Annotated in this window: 17 protein-coding genes and 4 pseudogenes; 4 read left to right on the forward strand and 17 right to left on the reverse strand. The window is 68.8% G+C overall.

The features are described from left to right. Nucleotides 1–298 (reverse strand): annotated as a pseudogene (locus tag N4P33_RS00005) (MFS transporter); the annotation flags it as partial. A 7-nt stretch (nt 299–305) separates the two neighbouring features. After that, nucleotides 306–431: pseudogene (locus N4P33_RS00010) on the reverse strand (glyoxalase/bleomycin resistance/dioxygenase family protein); the annotation flags it as partial. 53 nt (nt 432–484) lie between these two features. Between N4P33_RS00010 and N4P33_RS00015 the strand changes: the two are divergent. The 3 genes and pseudogenes from N4P33_RS00015 to N4P33_RS00025 all read left to right on the forward strand — a co-directional run bounded on the left by N4P33_RS00015 (nt 485) and on the right by N4P33_RS00025 (nt 3,350). Further along, nucleotides 485–820 carry a helix-turn-helix transcriptional regulator gene (locus tag N4P33_RS00015; protein WP_061441645.1) on the forward strand — a complete coding sequence of 112 codons (336 nt, stop codon included), beginning with the start codon at nt 485–487 and terminating at the stop codon, nt 818–820. Then, a complete protein-coding gene (locus N4P33_RS00020) occupies nt 820–1,545 on the forward strand; it encodes a cation diffusion facilitator family transporter (RefSeq protein WP_061441646.1) in 726 nt (241 codons plus the stop codon). Before N4P33_RS00015 ends, N4P33_RS00020 begins: the two co-directional genes overlap by 1 nt. A 306-nt stretch (nt 1,546–1,851) precedes the next feature. Then, nucleotides 1,852–3,350 (forward strand): annotated as a pseudogene (locus tag N4P33_RS00025) (DHA2 family efflux MFS transporter permease subunit). A 196-nt stretch (nt 3,351–3,546) separates the two neighbouring features. Here N4P33_RS00025 and N4P33_RS00030 read toward each other — a convergent pair. From N4P33_RS00030 to N4P33_RS00050, 5 genes are all read right to left on the reverse strand, one after another. Next, nucleotides 3,547–4,083: a DUF4240 domain-containing protein gene (locus N4P33_RS00030; protein ID WP_061446800.1), complete on the reverse strand. Its 537-nt coding sequence runs from the start codon at nt 4,081–4,083 to the stop codon at nt 3,547–3,549. Nucleotides 4,084–4,162: 79 nt separating this feature from the next. Continuing rightward, on the reverse strand, nt 4,163–5,635 hold the full coding sequence (locus N4P33_RS00035) for a hypothetical protein (RefSeq protein ID WP_260824138.1): 1,473 nt from the start codon (nt 5,633–5,635) through the stop codon (nt 4,163–4,165). After that, nucleotides 5,632–5,958, reverse strand: a complete 327-nt coding sequence (locus N4P33_RS00040; protein ID WP_061441649.1) for a helix-turn-helix transcriptional regulator — start codon at nt 5,956–5,958, stop codon at nt 5,632–5,634. The genes N4P33_RS00035 and N4P33_RS00040 overlap by 4 nt, the downstream gene beginning before the upstream one ends. Then, entirely contained in the window at nt 5,958–7,076 is a 1,119-nt protein-coding gene (locus N4P33_RS00045) for a site-specific integrase (RefSeq protein WP_061441650.1), read from the reverse strand. Before N4P33_RS00045 ends, N4P33_RS00040 begins: the two co-directional genes overlap by 1 nt. A 307-nt stretch (nt 7,077–7,383) precedes the next feature. Further along, nucleotides 7,384–7,707, reverse strand: coding sequence for a hypothetical protein (locus N4P33_RS00050; RefSeq protein ID WP_228126030.1), 324 nt, complete (start codon nt 7,705–7,707; stop codon nt 7,384–7,386). Between the two features lie 110 nt (nt 7,708–7,817). On the opposite strand from N4P33_RS00050, the gene N4P33_RS00055 reads away from it, so the two are divergent. Continuing rightward, complete coding sequence (locus N4P33_RS00055) at nt 7,818–8,135, forward strand: hypothetical protein (protein WP_061446802.1); 318 nt, start codon at nt 7,818–7,820, stop codon at nt 8,133–8,135. Here N4P33_RS00055 and N4P33_RS00060 read toward each other — a convergent pair. The 10 genes and pseudogenes from N4P33_RS00060 to N4P33_RS00105 form a co-directional block, all read right to left on the reverse strand. Next, the gene (locus N4P33_RS00060) at nt 8,051–8,590 is read right to left on the reverse strand and encodes a methyltransferase (RefSeq protein WP_309475073.1); all 540 of its coding nucleotides are present in this window, start codon (nt 8,588–8,590) and stop codon (nt 8,051–8,053) included. The two genes, N4P33_RS00055 and N4P33_RS00060, sit on opposite strands and share 85 nt — an antisense overlap. Nucleotides 8,591–8,617: 27 nt before the next feature. Next, complete coding sequence (locus N4P33_RS00065; RefSeq protein WP_228126032.1) at nt 8,618–8,863, reverse strand: hypothetical protein; 246 nt, start codon at nt 8,861–8,863, stop codon at nt 8,618–8,620. Further along, nucleotides 8,860–9,594: a cation transporter gene (locus tag N4P33_RS00070; RefSeq protein ID WP_061441651.1), complete on the reverse strand. Its 735-nt coding sequence runs from the start codon at nt 9,592–9,594 to the stop codon at nt 8,860–8,862. Before N4P33_RS00070 ends, N4P33_RS00065 begins: the two co-directional genes overlap by 4 nt. After that, a pseudogene (locus N4P33_RS00075) lies at nt 9,594–9,928 on the reverse strand (ArsR/SmtB family transcription factor). The gene N4P33_RS00070 and the pseudogene N4P33_RS00075 overlap by 1 nt, the downstream one beginning before the upstream one ends. Nucleotides 9,929–10,028: 100 nt before the next feature. Then, nucleotides 10,029–10,688, reverse strand: a complete 660-nt coding sequence (locus tag N4P33_RS00080; RefSeq protein ID WP_061441652.1) for an SCO family protein — start codon at nt 10,686–10,688, stop codon at nt 10,029–10,031. A gap of 7 nt (nt 10,689–10,695) precedes the next feature. Next, nucleotides 10,696–11,085, reverse strand: coding sequence for a metalloregulator ArsR/SmtB family transcription factor (locus tag N4P33_RS00085; protein ID WP_228126033.1), 390 nt, complete (start codon nt 11,083–11,085; stop codon nt 10,696–10,698). 45 nt (nt 11,086–11,130) lie between these two features. Beyond that, nucleotides 11,131–11,883: a cytochrome c biogenesis CcdA family protein gene (locus N4P33_RS00090; RefSeq protein WP_061441653.1), complete on the reverse strand. Its 753-nt coding sequence runs from the start codon at nt 11,881–11,883 to the stop codon at nt 11,131–11,133. 5 nt (nt 11,884–11,888) lie between these two features. Next, nucleotides 11,889–12,494: a TlpA disulfide reductase family protein gene (locus N4P33_RS00095; RefSeq protein ID WP_107071648.1), complete on the reverse strand. Its 606-nt coding sequence runs from the start codon at nt 12,492–12,494 to the stop codon at nt 11,889–11,891. 48 nt (nt 12,495–12,542) lie between these two features. Continuing rightward, nucleotides 12,543–13,187 (reverse strand): vitamin K epoxide reductase family protein, encoded by a 645-nt coding sequence (locus tag N4P33_RS00100; RefSeq protein WP_078884537.1) that lies wholly within the window; start codon nt 13,185–13,187, stop codon nt 12,543–12,545. Beyond that, nucleotides 13,184–13,852, reverse strand: a complete 669-nt coding sequence (locus tag N4P33_RS00105) for a thioredoxin domain-containing protein (RefSeq protein WP_061441654.1) — start codon at nt 13,850–13,852, stop codon at nt 13,184–13,186. Before N4P33_RS00105 ends, N4P33_RS00100 begins: the two co-directional genes overlap by 4 nt. Nucleotides 13,853–13,954: the final 102 nt, after the last annotated feature.

The raw sequence follows: 13,954 nt of genomic DNA on the forward strand, positions 1-13,954 counted from the left end.
GCGGTGACGCCGAGAATCGAGCCCACGGTCATGACCGTACGGGGACCACGGCGGTCGAGGATGCGGCCGACGGGTATGCCTGCGAGTGCAGAAACGATCAGTGCGGCTGAGAAGGCACCGGTGGTGGCGGTGGCCGACCAGCCGGTGTCGGCGGTGATCCGCGGGTTCAGGACGGGGAAGGCGTAGTAGACGATTCCCCAGCTGGTGTCTGGGTGGCGCACAGGGCGGGCAGGGCGGCGCGAGGCCGTGACCGGTCCCCTGTTCCGGTCACGGCCTCACTGGTGGGCAGGTGGGTCATCGGCGGATCAGCAGCATCCGGCGGCGTCAGGGCCGGCGCTCTGCTTGGTCAGGGTGTCGGCGTCTCCCTTGACCACGTAGACCTCCCAGGGCTCCTGGCCGGGGCCGTGGACCCAGACCTTGTCCTGCAAGGCACCCCATCTGTTCAGGCTTTCTTGAATTCAGGTTCCTGTGTATTGTCAGTGGCGTGCTGAATCTCGCCCAAGACATCAAGGTGCTGGCACGGTTCGGCCGTGCCCTGGCTGACCCGATCCGCTGCCGGCTGCTGCTCGCCCTGCGATCGGCTCCTGCTTACCCGTCCGACCTGGCGGATGCACTGGGTATTTCCCGGACCCGGCTTTCGAATCACCTGGCGTGTCTGCGCGATTGCGGGCTGGTCGTGGCGCTGCCCGAGGGCCGCCGCACGCGGTACGAGCTCGCCGACCCCCGCCTGGGGCATGCGCTGGACGACCTGCGCAGCGCTGTGGTGGCTGTCGCTGAGGATGGCTCGTGCCCGGATGCCGCAGAGAAGGGCTGCTGCTGATGGCGGCGGAGATCTCTCTCGGTCCGGCTCCGGCCCGCCGGGACGCCCTGGCACGGCGCATACGGTTCCTGGTCGCAGCGACGATCGCGTACAACGTGATCGAGGCGATCGTCGCCATCACAGCGGGATCGATCGCATCGTCCTCCGCTCTGGTCGGCTTCGGCCTGGACTCGGTGATCGAGGTGTCGTCGGCTGCCGCGGTCGCCTGGCAGTTTTCCGCTCGTGAGCACGACGTGCGCGAGGCACGGGAGAGGAGGGCACTGCGGATCATCGCAGTGTCGTTCTTCGCCCTGGCCGCCTTCGTATCGGTGGACGCGATCCGGTCCCTGGTCGGCAGCAGGGAAGCCGAGTCGTCACTGACCGGTATCGTGCTGGCCGCCGTGTCCCTGGCCGTCATGCCGTTCCTGTCCGCCGCACAGCGCCGAGCCGGCCGGGAACTCGGGTCGGCGTCGGCTGTCGCGGACTCCAAGCAGACGCTGCTGTGCACCTATCTGTCGGCGGTCCTGCTGGTGGGCCTGGTAGCCAACGCAGCGTTCGGCTGGCCCTGGGCGGACCCGATAGCGGCTCTGGTGATCGCGGGGGTCGCTGTCAAGGAAGGGCGGGAGGCGTGGCGAGGGGACGGTTGCTGTGCCCCGGACGGGCTGAGCACACTCAAGGCGGGCACTGACCCCGCCGAGCGGGCGGATACCTGCGGCTGCGCCCCGGGGTGCACCTGCTGCAACTGACCTGCTGTCCGATGGCTGGAGCACCCTGCCGTCGTACAACTTCACAAGGGGGAAGCGACTATCGGCCCCCTGAGCGCACGCACCAGCTCAGGGGGCTTGCTTCAGTGCGCCCAGAGCGCCGCGGGCCACCACGGTCCCTACCGATCAGTGGCAGTACGGCCGGACCGGCATCCGGCACCCATTCGACTTCTGTTTGCGCCCTGCTGAGGAGCATCCATGGCAATGCCCGGCATCACCGCAACTGATCCATCAGCACCGTTGGCACGCAGACGCTGGCTCGCGCTGGCCGCACCCGTCTTCGGTCTGATGATCGTCGGTCTGGACGCGACGATCCTCACGGTCGCGCTGCCGACACTGGCTACTGATCTCGAAGCGACGACCACCGAGTTGCAGTGGTTCACCGACGGATACACCCTTCCCTTCGCCGGTCTGCTCCTGCCGCTCGGCGTCCTGGGCGACCGGATCGGCCGACGCCTGGTGCTGATCGGTGGCCTGCTGCTGTTCGGCGTGGGCTCGGCGATGGTCATGGCGGTCGACAGCCCCGACGGGCTGATCGTCGCCCGTGTGGTCATGGGGGCGGGTGCCGCCGCCATCACCCCGCTGGCCCTCGGAATGGTTCCGTTGATGTCCCTCCCGAGGAGCGGTCGAAGGCGATGGCGATCGCCACCGGCGGGTTCGCCCTGGGCCTTCCGCTCGGTCCACTGGCCGGCGGATGGCTGCTGAGCAACTTCTGGTGGGGGTCGATCTTCCTCATCAGCATCCCGGTCGTGGTTCTGGCCGTCATCTGGATCATGCTGTTCGTCCCGGAGTCCCGTGACCCGCACGCGAAGCGTCTCGACCTCATCGGTGCTGCTCTGTCGCTCGTGGGTGTCTCGGCGTTCGTGTACGGCGTCATCGAGATCCCGAACGCCGGCTGGAGCGACCCCACGGTCCTGGTGACCATGGTGGGCGGCCTGGCTCTGCTGGGGTTGCTGCTGGTGTGGCTGCGCCGAGCTTCCAATCCACTGGTGGATCTCAGGTTCTTCCGCAACGCCCGCTTCACCTGGTCCAGCGTCGCGATCTCCTCAGTGATGCTCATCTTGTTCGGCGTGCTGTTCGTGGTACCGCAGTTCCTGCAGCAGGTGCAGGGCAAGGACGCCATGAACACCGGCCTGCACCTGCTGCCGATGATCGGCGCCCTGGTCATCGCTGCCGGCGTCGGCGGCCGACTGGTGGGCAAGATCGGGGCCAAGGTGATCGTCACTGCCGGCATGGTGCTGTGGATGGCCGGGCTGGGACTGCTGTCCACAGTGGATCCCGACACCGACTTCATGGTCACCGGGACGGCACTGGCCATCATGGGTCTGGCCCTGGGCTTCACCATGCCCACCACGTTGGACGCGATCCTCGGTTCCCTGCCGACCGACCAGGTGGGTGCCGGATCCGCGCTCGCCAACAGCATGCGGCAAATCGGTGCTTCGGTGGGTGTCGCCGTACTGGGGAGCGCGTTGAACTCCGCCTACCGCAACGGGGTCGACGATGACATTTCAGCCAGCCTGCCGCAGCAGGCACAGGAGGCGGTCAGGGACAACGTGGCCGGTGCACTCCAGGTCGCGGAGAAGCTCCCGGCCGCGCCCGCCGGCTCTCTCGCGGACTCCGCACGGGACGCCTTCGTGGCTGGCATGTCGACCGTGTCGCTAATCTGTGCCGGCCTCGCCGCCGTCACGGCGGTGGTGGTGGCCGTCCTGCTCCCGGCTCGCGACAGACAACCACTGGCGGCCGACGAGGCTGAAGAAGGGGCACAGGCCAAGATCGCCAGCCTGTAGAACTCCTGGCCCGGCCCGTGTCGGGAAGGCCAGGCCGGGCGCGGTAGCCGGCCTCGGGACTGGTAGGCCCACATGTTGAGGTGTCGCGTATGCGTCAGCCGAGACGTGCTCATGGGCTGATGAAGTGACAGGCAGTGACGCTCCGGGAGCTCGCTCTCCGCTGTTTGACTTTCTCTTGTGACTTGAGAGCTTCCGCTTACTCCAGATGGAGAGCTGCCAAGCGGGGCAGTCGACGAGTCATCTCGTCGTGGTCATCGAAATCGAAGTTCCAGGTGGGGTCCAGCTCCCGGTAGCGGATGGTGGGTGAGCTCGGGGGGAGCTGATCACCGGTCGCCGAGATGTGTGCGTTCCAGGCGATGCCCAGCATGTCCTCACCCTCCAGGTCGACGCCGTTGGCTGCGGAGGATTGAACGATGGGCAGTTCTGCCAGGGCATCGGGGTCAGCGACTACGCGCTCGAAGGTTTCACGGCCCTGCGCGATCAGCCAGCCGCGGAAGTAGTCGAAGCCGTCGTCTGAGCACCCACCGTTGACGATGTAAGCAGCGGCCCACAGAGGATTGGTGTAGGAGTCAACCATCAGGTCCCACAGAGCCTGCTCAGCTGCGACGATCTCCTCGACCGGTCGGAAGGCCAGCAGCGAGGTCGCCTCGCGAGCGACCGCTTCGCCGTCGTTCGGGTTGGATGCCTGATCGCGGGCTGCCTCGATGAGCTGCCAGAACTGCTGCTTGTTCATGGAGGCAGAGCATGCCACCCGGTACTGACATCGGGCCGAGGGGCGAGCTTGGCCCATCAGAGCAGCCACGTCGCTCCTGTCAGCGTGTGTGGTCGCCGGGTGCATATCGGCTCCAGGTTCCTCCGGCTTCGGTGACCAGGCGGGTGGCGGTCTTGTCGTGGTAGCCGAGTGCCTTCGCGATGACGGGTGCCGGGGCTTGGAGGACGAGCTGGCGGATCGCGGAGGTCCTGCCTCGTTGCGGCGGGACGCCGATCTTTCGGAGGTGGTCTTGGAGGCTGACTGGGTTCATAGGCTGCCCGGGCTGACGGCCGGGGAAGAGCCACTGCGAGCTCCTGCTGCTGGCGTAGGGCAGATGTTGCCGGGACTGCATGTAGGCCCGCATAAGGTCGGCGACAGGTTCGGGCAGCGGGGACGGCGGGTCTCCCAGTCGGACGGTGCCGATGGCCTCGTCGTCGGTGATGTCGTCGATGGTGAGGCGGACGATACGGCTGACGGGCTGCGCGTAGAGGAGAACGAGCGCGGCGGCGACCCGGGCCCGCAGGGACAGGGAATCGTCGTTGAGGACCCGGCGGAGGATCGCGAGCCGGCGGTGCTGGTGCAACGGTTCCGGGTCCTGGGTGATGACCGCGGGCGGGAGCGTGAGGCGGGGCATCCTGCCGGTCTTGATGCACCACCGCAGGAATGACTGCGAGGGGCGGCGGGTGGCCAGGCTTTCGGTGTGCCAGGCGTCGATGTCGGCCTGCTGGCACTGCCCGATTACGCGTCCTCGGTCGGCGAGCCATCCGAGGAAGGCGCCGGCCTGGGTAACTTCTTGCTTGGTGTGGTTGGTCTGGGATCGTCCCAGCGGCCCCTTCTCCGCCTTCGTCCGCAGGCGCCGCATCTGGTGCCAGGTGGCGAAGTGGCGGAGAAGCTGACGGTGACCGGGATCCTCGATGGTGGCGAGCCGTTCGGTCAGCCAGCGCTGGTAGAGCAGGAGCTGCCGGTCGACTCGCGGGAGGACGGCACTGTCCATCAGCAGGTCACGCAGGTGAGTGACGGTCCGCCAGGGGGTTTCCTGGTGCAGCCCGTCATGGGAGAGCGGGATGCTGCCGGTGGCCAGGCCCCGCAGGAGGCGGACAACGTTGGGGTTGCGCAGCCAGATGAGCCGGCTCTTGGGCCGGTCCATCTCCAGCAGGACCTTGACCAGCGGCAGGAACGCCGGGGCGACGCGGCCGGTGCCGTCGTCGAGGAGGCGGGCGAGCGTGTCGGCGAGGGTGCAGTGTTCGCAGAGGCGTCCGCCAAGCAGCAGCCCCTCGGAGCCGCAGCGATCGCAGAAGAAGTCGCGGACGATGCCCGCGCAGTCGCGGCAGACCGGTGCGCCGTCGGTGTCCCGACCGGGCAGCAGCCGGTCGGTGTCGCAGGAGGGGCAGCGGCCACGGACTCGCATCGCGCGGTCGTAACAGGTCCGGCAGATCGGACCGTCCGACCACTCGGCGGACTTCGAGGCGCGGCGGCCGCAGCGTGCGCAGTCGCGGATCATCCACCGCTCGTACTCCTCGGGCGTCACCGTCACCCCTCGGGCGTCAGCCGGACCCGTGTGGGTCGGCGGGCAGCCAGGTTGATCGGCGCCTCTTCGCCAGCGGCGCGGCGAACCGGAAGGTTTTGGGCCGAGGTGGCGATCAGGTCGGTGGGCGTGCAGTCGAGGATGTCACAGAGGGTGGCCAGCACCGGCAGGGACAGCCGTTCCGGGGTCCCGGAGACCAGGCGGTGGACCTGTGAGGAGGACAGGGTGATGCCGCGTTCGGTCAGGTGCGGCATGAGCTCAGCGACGGTGAACATGCCGCGGGCGGCCATCAGCTCACGCAGGCGCCACCGGTAGCTGATCTGGCGTGGCATCAGGAGGTCCTTCCCGGCCGCAGAGCAGCCTCGATGGTGGCGTCCAGGACGCGCCGCAGGGAGCGGGTGCGGAAGTCGGAGGAGACGCAGGTGTAGATCGCGGTGGTGGAGGCATGGTCGTGCCCGACCTGCTGCTGGACGAACAGCGGGTCATGGCCGTCCTCGATCAGATGCGTGATGTAGGACCTGCGCAGTGAGTGGAACTCCAGCGCGGGGTCCAAGCCGACGGCGTCCCGGTAGGCCGCGAATCGGGAGTCCAGACGCTGGACCCCGACCCGCGGCCCACGCTCGGACGGCCAGAGGGCCCGACTTGGCGAATGCCGCATCCCGGGCCGCACCTCACTGATCCATTCCTCGATCGTGCCGGGTGTCCACTGCCAGACGGTCAGCACGCTGCGGCGCTTCGGAGGCGACCCCTTCTTGGCCTTGCCGTAGCGGACCAGCAGGGTGCCGTACTCGCCGAACTCCCGGCCCTCCGGATTGCGTCCGAAGTCGGTGAGGTCGAGCATCCGGGTCTCGTTGCGTCGCAGACCGTAGGCGTACGCGACCTTGAACAGGGCGGCGTCCCGGAAGGCCGGCAGCCAGCCCTTGCGGCCCTTGCCGCGAACACGCAGGACCTCCTCGTCGGCGTGGTCGAAGAACGCTTCCAGCTCGGGCCGGGTGAAGGCACGTCGTTCCGGCTCGCCCTCGGCTTCGTCGGCGTGCGTCGCGGCGTTCCAGTCGTAGACCACCTGGACTGGGTGGGTACCGAAGTGCCGCAGGCACTCGTCGCTCCAGCCGTAGGCTGGGTTGGTCAGGAAGTCGCAGAACTGGCGCACGGAACCCTGGTAGTTGCGCAGGGTAGACCGGACGCATCCGTGCACGGCCCGCAGATCAGCCGACCATTCGTCGACGTGCTGCGGCGTCCACTGCCACGGCATCGCGTCGGCATGCCGGACGAAGGCGCGGACCGTACGTTCCTGGTCATCGACGTACCCCGGCGAGAGGTTCCGGGCGAGCTGCTGGTTGCGCCAGCCTTTGATCATCGCCTCGAAGACCTGCTCGTCCGGTCGCAGCAACGGCAGGCCGTCGATCAGGTGCAGCCGAGCAGAGCCTGGAACGTGACCGTCCCCACCCATCCGCCATCACTCTCCGTCCATCGCATCTGACGCGAGAATTTCGCATCAGATGCGACTCGGGGGCGTCTTCGCAGTTCAATCGCTCGATGGAGTGAGACATGCAGTTGTCTGCCGACAAGACCGCTACCGTGGCTCCGAGGCCAACGGCCCTGCTGGGACCGCATCTGTGCAGTGTCCGGCCAGCATTCAGGGCGAGTGTCGCCTATTCGCATCCGATGCAATTGGCGTCGGTAGGAACAACGGAACAGCCATTGGCGCCAAGCACTTGATCTTGGCGGTCCGCCGTTCCTTGGGTGGGTGGTGATGGTCAGCGGGCGGATTCTGGCTGGTCCGCCGCACGCGGGCCAGGGAGTTCGCTGGCCTGGAGGACGGCGAAGTCGGCGTGGGCCTGCTCGATGGCTTCGGGGTACGCCTCGCGCTTGGCGTGTTCGGCGAGTGCCCAGTAGATGCTCGCGACGGAGGGGTTCTGTCCCTTGCGTTTGCCGATGGGGGTGATCAGGTCGGGCTGGATCTGCTCGACGGACTCCCCGCCCGCGCGGCGCCGGAGCACGGTGTGGAGCATGTCGTCGGTGATGGCCAGGGACCGGCCGCCGTGCTTGCCCTTGCGGGCGGCGATGTCGAGCCCCTCCAAGGTGGACTCGCGGATGTTCTCCCGTTCGCGGCAAAGAATGCGAACAGCAGCTTGCCCGGGCCGGTGGGGTCGTAGATGCCGGGCAGGTGGCGGTGCGCGATCCTGGAGGCATGGAGATCGAGGTTCTGGTCGTGCCTGACTGCCCGAACGAGAAGGTGGCCGCCGACCGGCTGCGGCAGGCGCTGGATGAGGTCGGGCTGCGCGAGGTGGGGTTTACCGTGCGGGTGGTCGCTGACCAGGCGGAGGCGGAGCGGATTGCCTTCACCGGTTCGCCGACCATCTGGATCGGGGGATGCGACCCGTTCGCCCAGGCGGGCCGGGAGCCGGGGCTGGCGTGCCGGGTCTACCGGACGCCGGACGGCCTGGCTGGCGCTCCGGGGCTCGACGAACTGCGGCAGGCGCTGAGGGCTGCCGCAGCTTCTGGCTGATCCGCTCCGTCTGGGTGGGCGCGGGCTCCGGGAGGGCGTTGCGGTACAGAAAGTGCCGCTGAGATAGATCTTGCTCGACCGGGGCACTGCCGAGCGCGCGGGCGGTTAGTTGCATCAGTCCGGTTGGGCGGTGAGGCTGCCGCTTCTGGGGAGGAAGCGTCCGGTGCGGGCGGTGTAGGCCGATACGCGGGGCCATGCATGGCCTTGAGGTAGGGCTCCTCGACGACGCGGACCTGGAGCTGGATGGCGGTGATCAGGCAGGCCAGGGCGAGGAGGGAGACCCAGTTCGGGACCATCAGGGCCAGGCCGAGCGCGGTGATGGCCATGGCGGTGAAGACGGGGTTGCGGGCGTGCGCGAAGAGGCCGCCGGTGACCAGCGTCGTGCGTTCGTCCGTGTTCACGCCCACGCGCCAGGAGGCGCCCATGCTCGTCTGCGCGGTCAGGGTGGCCGCCATTCCTGCCAGTGTGATCACCAGTCCGGATCACTGCACGGCGGCGTGGCCGGCGGTGGGCAGTCCGGTGAGCGCGGCCACGGGAGCGGCGGTGCCGCCGAGCAGGGCGGTCACAAACAGCACGCCGGCCCACCAGGAGGCTTCGTCCGGGCGACCGGAGATGCCGCGGAAGCCCGCGTCGCCGGTGCGGCGGCGCTGCACGGCAGCGCGGACGCCGAAGGCGAAACCCGCCCACCCCAGGTAGAGGGCGAGTGCCGTCCAGACCCAGCCGCTCACCGCTTCGCCTCGGGTGCGGGCGCGCAGCAGGCGCATCCCGGACTGCAGATGCCGCACGCGTCCGCCTCGACGTCCAAAGAGGCGGTGGCAGCGGCGTTCGGGGCGCAGCAGCCCTTGCCCTGCCAGGCGTCGCGGCCTTCCTTGACGGCGATCGCGGCGATGACGAGGGCGGCGATGGGGTCGGCCCAGGACCAGCCGAGGGTCGCGTTGAGGACCAGGCCGACCAGGAGCACCGCGGACAGGTAGGTGCACAGCAGGGTCTGCTTGGAGTCGGCGACCGCGGACGCGGAGCCGAGTTCGCGGCCGGCCTTGCGCTGGGCGTACGAGAGGAACGGCATGATCGCCAACGACAGAGCGGCGATGATGATGCCCGGGGTCGAGGAGTCCGCCTCGCCGGTGCCGGTGAGCGCGCGGACGGCGTCGAAGGTGACGTACGCAGCGAGCGCGAAGAAGGAGACGGCGATGATCCGCAGGGTACGCTGCTCGCGCGCTTCACGGACGGCGTGGTCGGAGGCGGAGAACTGCCAGGCGACGGCGGCGGAGGAGGAGACCTCGATGATCGAGTCGAGGCCGAAGCCGATCAGGGCGGTGGAGGAGGCGATCGTGCCGGCGGTGAGGGCGACGACCGCCTCGATCACGTTGTAGGTGATGGTCGCGGCGACCAGCAGCCGTATCCGCTTGGCGAGCACTTCGCGGCGGGCCGGGGACGGCCCGAGGGATATCGCGGTCATCAGCAGTAGCCCTTCTCGTCGGCGTCTACGCAGGTGCAGTCGGTCTCGACGGCCACCACGGCGGTGCGCAGGTCGTCCAGGGCATGGCCGAGGCGTTCGGCGGCGAGCCCGTAGCGGGTACGGCGCCCGTCCGGGACGGTGACGACCAGGCCGCAGTCCCACAGACAGGCCAGATGGTTCGACAGCCGCGTACGCGAGATCCCGAGGGTGTCGGCGAGGTCGGCGGGATAGGCGAGGGCTCGCGCAGGGCGAGCAGGATGCGGCAGCGGATCGGGGCGGCGAGCGCGCGGCCGAAGCGGGCCAGCACCTCGATGTCGGAAGCAACAGTCAGCACACCGACGATACAAGAGATCCTGAATTCAAGGAAACCTGTATCGCCGTGGTCGTCGGTACGGCTCACCGCCAGGGGTGGCCGGCGGGTACGCGTGGCCGGGCTAGGCGTTCTTGACCAGCAGCGGCAGATCGTGGGCGAAGTCGTCGACCGTCGTGCCGCTCGTGTACACGACCCGGCCCTTGTCGTCGCCGGGGGTGAAGGCGATGACCTGGGTACCGTGGTCGGAGGTGACGGTGCCGTCGTGGTGCTTTGTGGGGTCCTCGACCGAGATGCCGACGCTGAGCGCGGCCTTCTTGACCTTGGCCAGGTCGCCGGACAGGCCGGTGAAGTTCGGCCCGAAGGACTTCAGCCACTTCCCCAGACTTTCGGGGGTGTCGCGCTCGGGGTCGGTGGTGACGAAGACGACCTCGACGCTGTCGCGCACGCTCTGAGGCTGCCCTGCCAGGGCGGTGGAGATGTCGCCCATGGTGGTGGGGCACACGTCGGGGCAGTTGGTGTAGCCGAAAAAGACCAGGGTGGCCTTGCCGGCGGTCTGCTTGCGCAGGTCGTAGGGCTTGCCGGTGGTGTCGGTCAGCACCAGGTCGGGCTTGGCGAAGCCGGGGTCGACGGCGGTGCCGCGGTAGGGGGAGTCGCTCTTGGCGGAGATCGCGGTGGGCTTGTCGGCGGCTTCGTGGTGGGCGCCGGAGGTGCCGCAGCCGGCCAGGAGGGCCGCGGCGGTGAGCGCGGTGGCGGACAGGCGGAGGGCGCGGGCGTGGTGCATGGCGGTGTCAGGTCCGATTCGTGGCGGGGCTGGCGGTCGGGGCGGGATCGAGAACGGCGTGGGTCAGGGCGCGGCCGCGGTCGGTGAGCGTGTACATCACCAGCCGTCCCTGGCGGCGTGAGGCGGCAAGGCCCGCCTGGCGCAGCTGGCGCAGGTGGTGGGAGACGAGGTTCTGGGCCTGGCCGATGACCCAGGCCAGGTCGCACACGCACAGCTCGCCGGCCTCGGCCAGGGCGGCGGCCACCTTCAGGCGGGTGGGGTCGGCCAGGGCCTTGGCGGCCGCGGCGGCCGTCTCCAGGCCGGGCAGGGGTGGCATGCGGCTGCGAATGGCCTCGGCCACCGGCAGGTCCAGGCACAGCAGGTCACAGGAGTCGTCCTGCTCCTCGCTCACGTTCACGTCTCAGTCCTTCATTCGGTCGTTTCAGTGCCGCGGCGGGCGGGGTCAGATGCCGACGGTGAAGCCGGCAGTCCAGGACTGCATCTGGCTGATCATCTGGCTCCAGACGCCGGTGACCATCAGCAGGCCGGTGGCGATCATCATGCCTCCGCCGACGCGCATCACCCACTGGTAGTGGGCCTTGACCCAGGCGAAGAACCCCATGGCCTTGCGGAAGGCGAGCCCTGCGGCCAGGAACGGGATGCCCAGCCCCGCGCAGTACGCCACGGTCAGCGCCGCGCCGCGAGAGGCGCTGGCCTCGCTGAAGGCGAGGGCCTGCACGGCGGCCAGGGTGGGGCCGATGCACGGCGTCCAGCCCAGCCCGAACAGCACGCCCAGCAGGGGTGCACCGGCCAGCCCGGCGGCCGGCCGGTGGTGCAGCCGCCACTCCCGGCGGATCCCCGGCAGCGCGCCCATGAACGACAGGCCCATCACGATGGTCACCGCGCCCAGCACGCGGATGAGGATGTCCTGGTGTTCCAGCAGCGTGTTGCCGGCGTAGCCGAACGCGGCGCCGAACGAGACGAACACAGCCGTGAACCCCGCCAGGAACAGCACGGTCCCGGCCACGATCCGGCCGCGGCGGGCGTCGGCCAAGTCGGCGCCGGTGATCCCGGTGACGTACGAAAGGTAGCCGGGCACCAGGGGCAGCACGCACGGGGAGAAAAAGGACACCAGCCCGGCGAGGGCGGCGATGGGGATGGCCAGCAGCACCGAGCCGCCCAGCACAGTGCCCTCCAGGTCCACGGCCAGCAGCATTCCGGTCACCCTTCCTTCACGACCGGGTCGATCAGGGAACGCAGTTCCGCCTCGGACAGCGCCTTCAGCGCCCGGGCGGCGATACGGCCCTCGCGGTCGATCACCAGCGTGGTGGGGATCGACGACGGCGGCAGGGTGCCCTTGAACTTCAGCAGCTGCCGCCCGTCAGGGTCGAACAGGCTGGGATAGGTGACGTTGAACGTCTCCTCGAAGCTCCGGGCCGCCTCGCGGGTGGCGTCGCGGGTGTTGATCCCCAGGAACACCACGCCCTGATCGCGCAGGTCGGCGTAGACCTCCTGCAGGTGCGGCGCCTCGGCCCGGCAGGGCGCGCACCACGAGCCCCACACGTTGATCACCACGATCTTGCCGCGGAAGTCCGACAGGGCGAGACCTTCACCGGTGAGGGTCTCGCCGCTGATGTCGGATGCCGCCTTGCGTTCGGCCGGGTCCAGGTGGGTCAGCTGCTGGTCAGCGGATGATGCCGCTGATTCAGAGGCAGGGTCGCCCTGGCCGCAGCCGGAGGCGGCGAAGGCGACGGCCAGGGCGGTGCCGACGAGGGCGGCCCGCCGGGATATCCGGGGACCGCTCGATGTGGTCGAGAACGGGGGCATCACAAATCCTTCGACAGTGCACACCAGAGACAGAACGGGGCCTGGGGGTCAGAGCAGGCTGGTCCAGTAGAGCCAGAACCGCTGAAGGATCAGCACGGCGATGATCAGGTACCAGGCGGTGAGGACCACACCGTGGTAGTCGGCTACCGCGCTCGCCCCACGGCGCACCGCTGCGGGCACGGGCAGGTGCTCGCGGGTGACGGCGTGCAGGGTGGTGTACCAGAAGAGAGGGATCATCACCGTCCACACGGCCATGCAGTACGGGCACAACGCGCCGATCCGGTACAGACTCTGGAAGATCAGCCAGTGGACGAACACCACACCGAACACGACCCCGGTTTGAAGGCCCCACCACATCCAGCGCGGCCAGACCGCCCCGGTCCACAGCACCACCCCCAGCGCCGTGACAACGGCGAAGCCGGCGATGCCCAGCAACGGGTTGGGGAAGCCGAACACCTCCGCCTGCGGCGTGCTCATCACCGACCCGCAGCTGAGAACCGGGTTGATGCTGCAGGAAGGGCTGTAGGAGGGGTCCTTCAGCAGAGCGATCTTCTCGACCGTCAGCGTGAACGCGGCCAGCAGGCCGATCGCGCCGGCGATCGTGAGGACCAGGGCTACCAGACGCTGCCCCACCGGCACCGTCGGCTGCACGCCCAGGGCCGGGGATGCGGTGGATGTCGTGATGGCGGTCACTTGGCCAGTTCCGCCTCGATGGCGGCCCTGAAGTCCGCCTCCGACTGGATCTGCGGCCTGTGGTCGTTGATGAAGAACGTCGGCGTGCCCTGCACCCCGAGCGCGAGACCGTCCTGACGGTCCTTGTCCACCCGCTTCGCGGTGGCCGGGTCCTTCCAGTCCGCCTCGAACTTCTTCATGTCCAGCCCCAGCTCCTTCGCGAAACCGCGGAAGGTCTCCTCGTGTGAGACCTGCTGGTCACCCCAGCTCTCCTGGGTCTCGTACATCTTCTGGTACATCGCCTCCAGCTTGCCCTGCTTGGAGGCGGCCTCCACCGCGCGGGCGGCCAGCTCGGCGTTCTTGTGGGTGGGGATCGGGAAGTACCGCATCACGAACGTCACCCGGCCCTCGTACTCCTTGCGCAGCCTCTCCACGACGGGGAAGGCGGCCCGGCACGACTCGCACTCCAGGTCCAGGAACTCCACGACCGTGACCTTGCCGTCCTTCGCGGTCGACAGCCGGTGGCTGTCGGGGCGGACCAGCACGGAGGCATCGGCCACCTTGCCCTCGCCGCTGTCCGACGCCTGCGCAGGCGCATCCGGCATGCGGTTGGCCGCCAGCAGGGCAGCAACGATCGCCGCGACGATGGCGACCAGCGCCAGGGAGATCTTCAGGTTCTTCGTCATGAGCCTTCAACCAAGGAGGCGGGCAGGAACACGGACACGCACGCCTCCCCCTCCGACACGCACACACGGCCGACGACGCATCGACACACTAACGGACGTTGA

It is taken from the genome of Streptomyces sp. 15-116A, assembly GCF_025290915.1.
Taxonomy (GTDB): Bacteria; Actinomycetota; Actinomycetes; order Streptomycetales; family Streptomycetaceae; genus Streptomyces.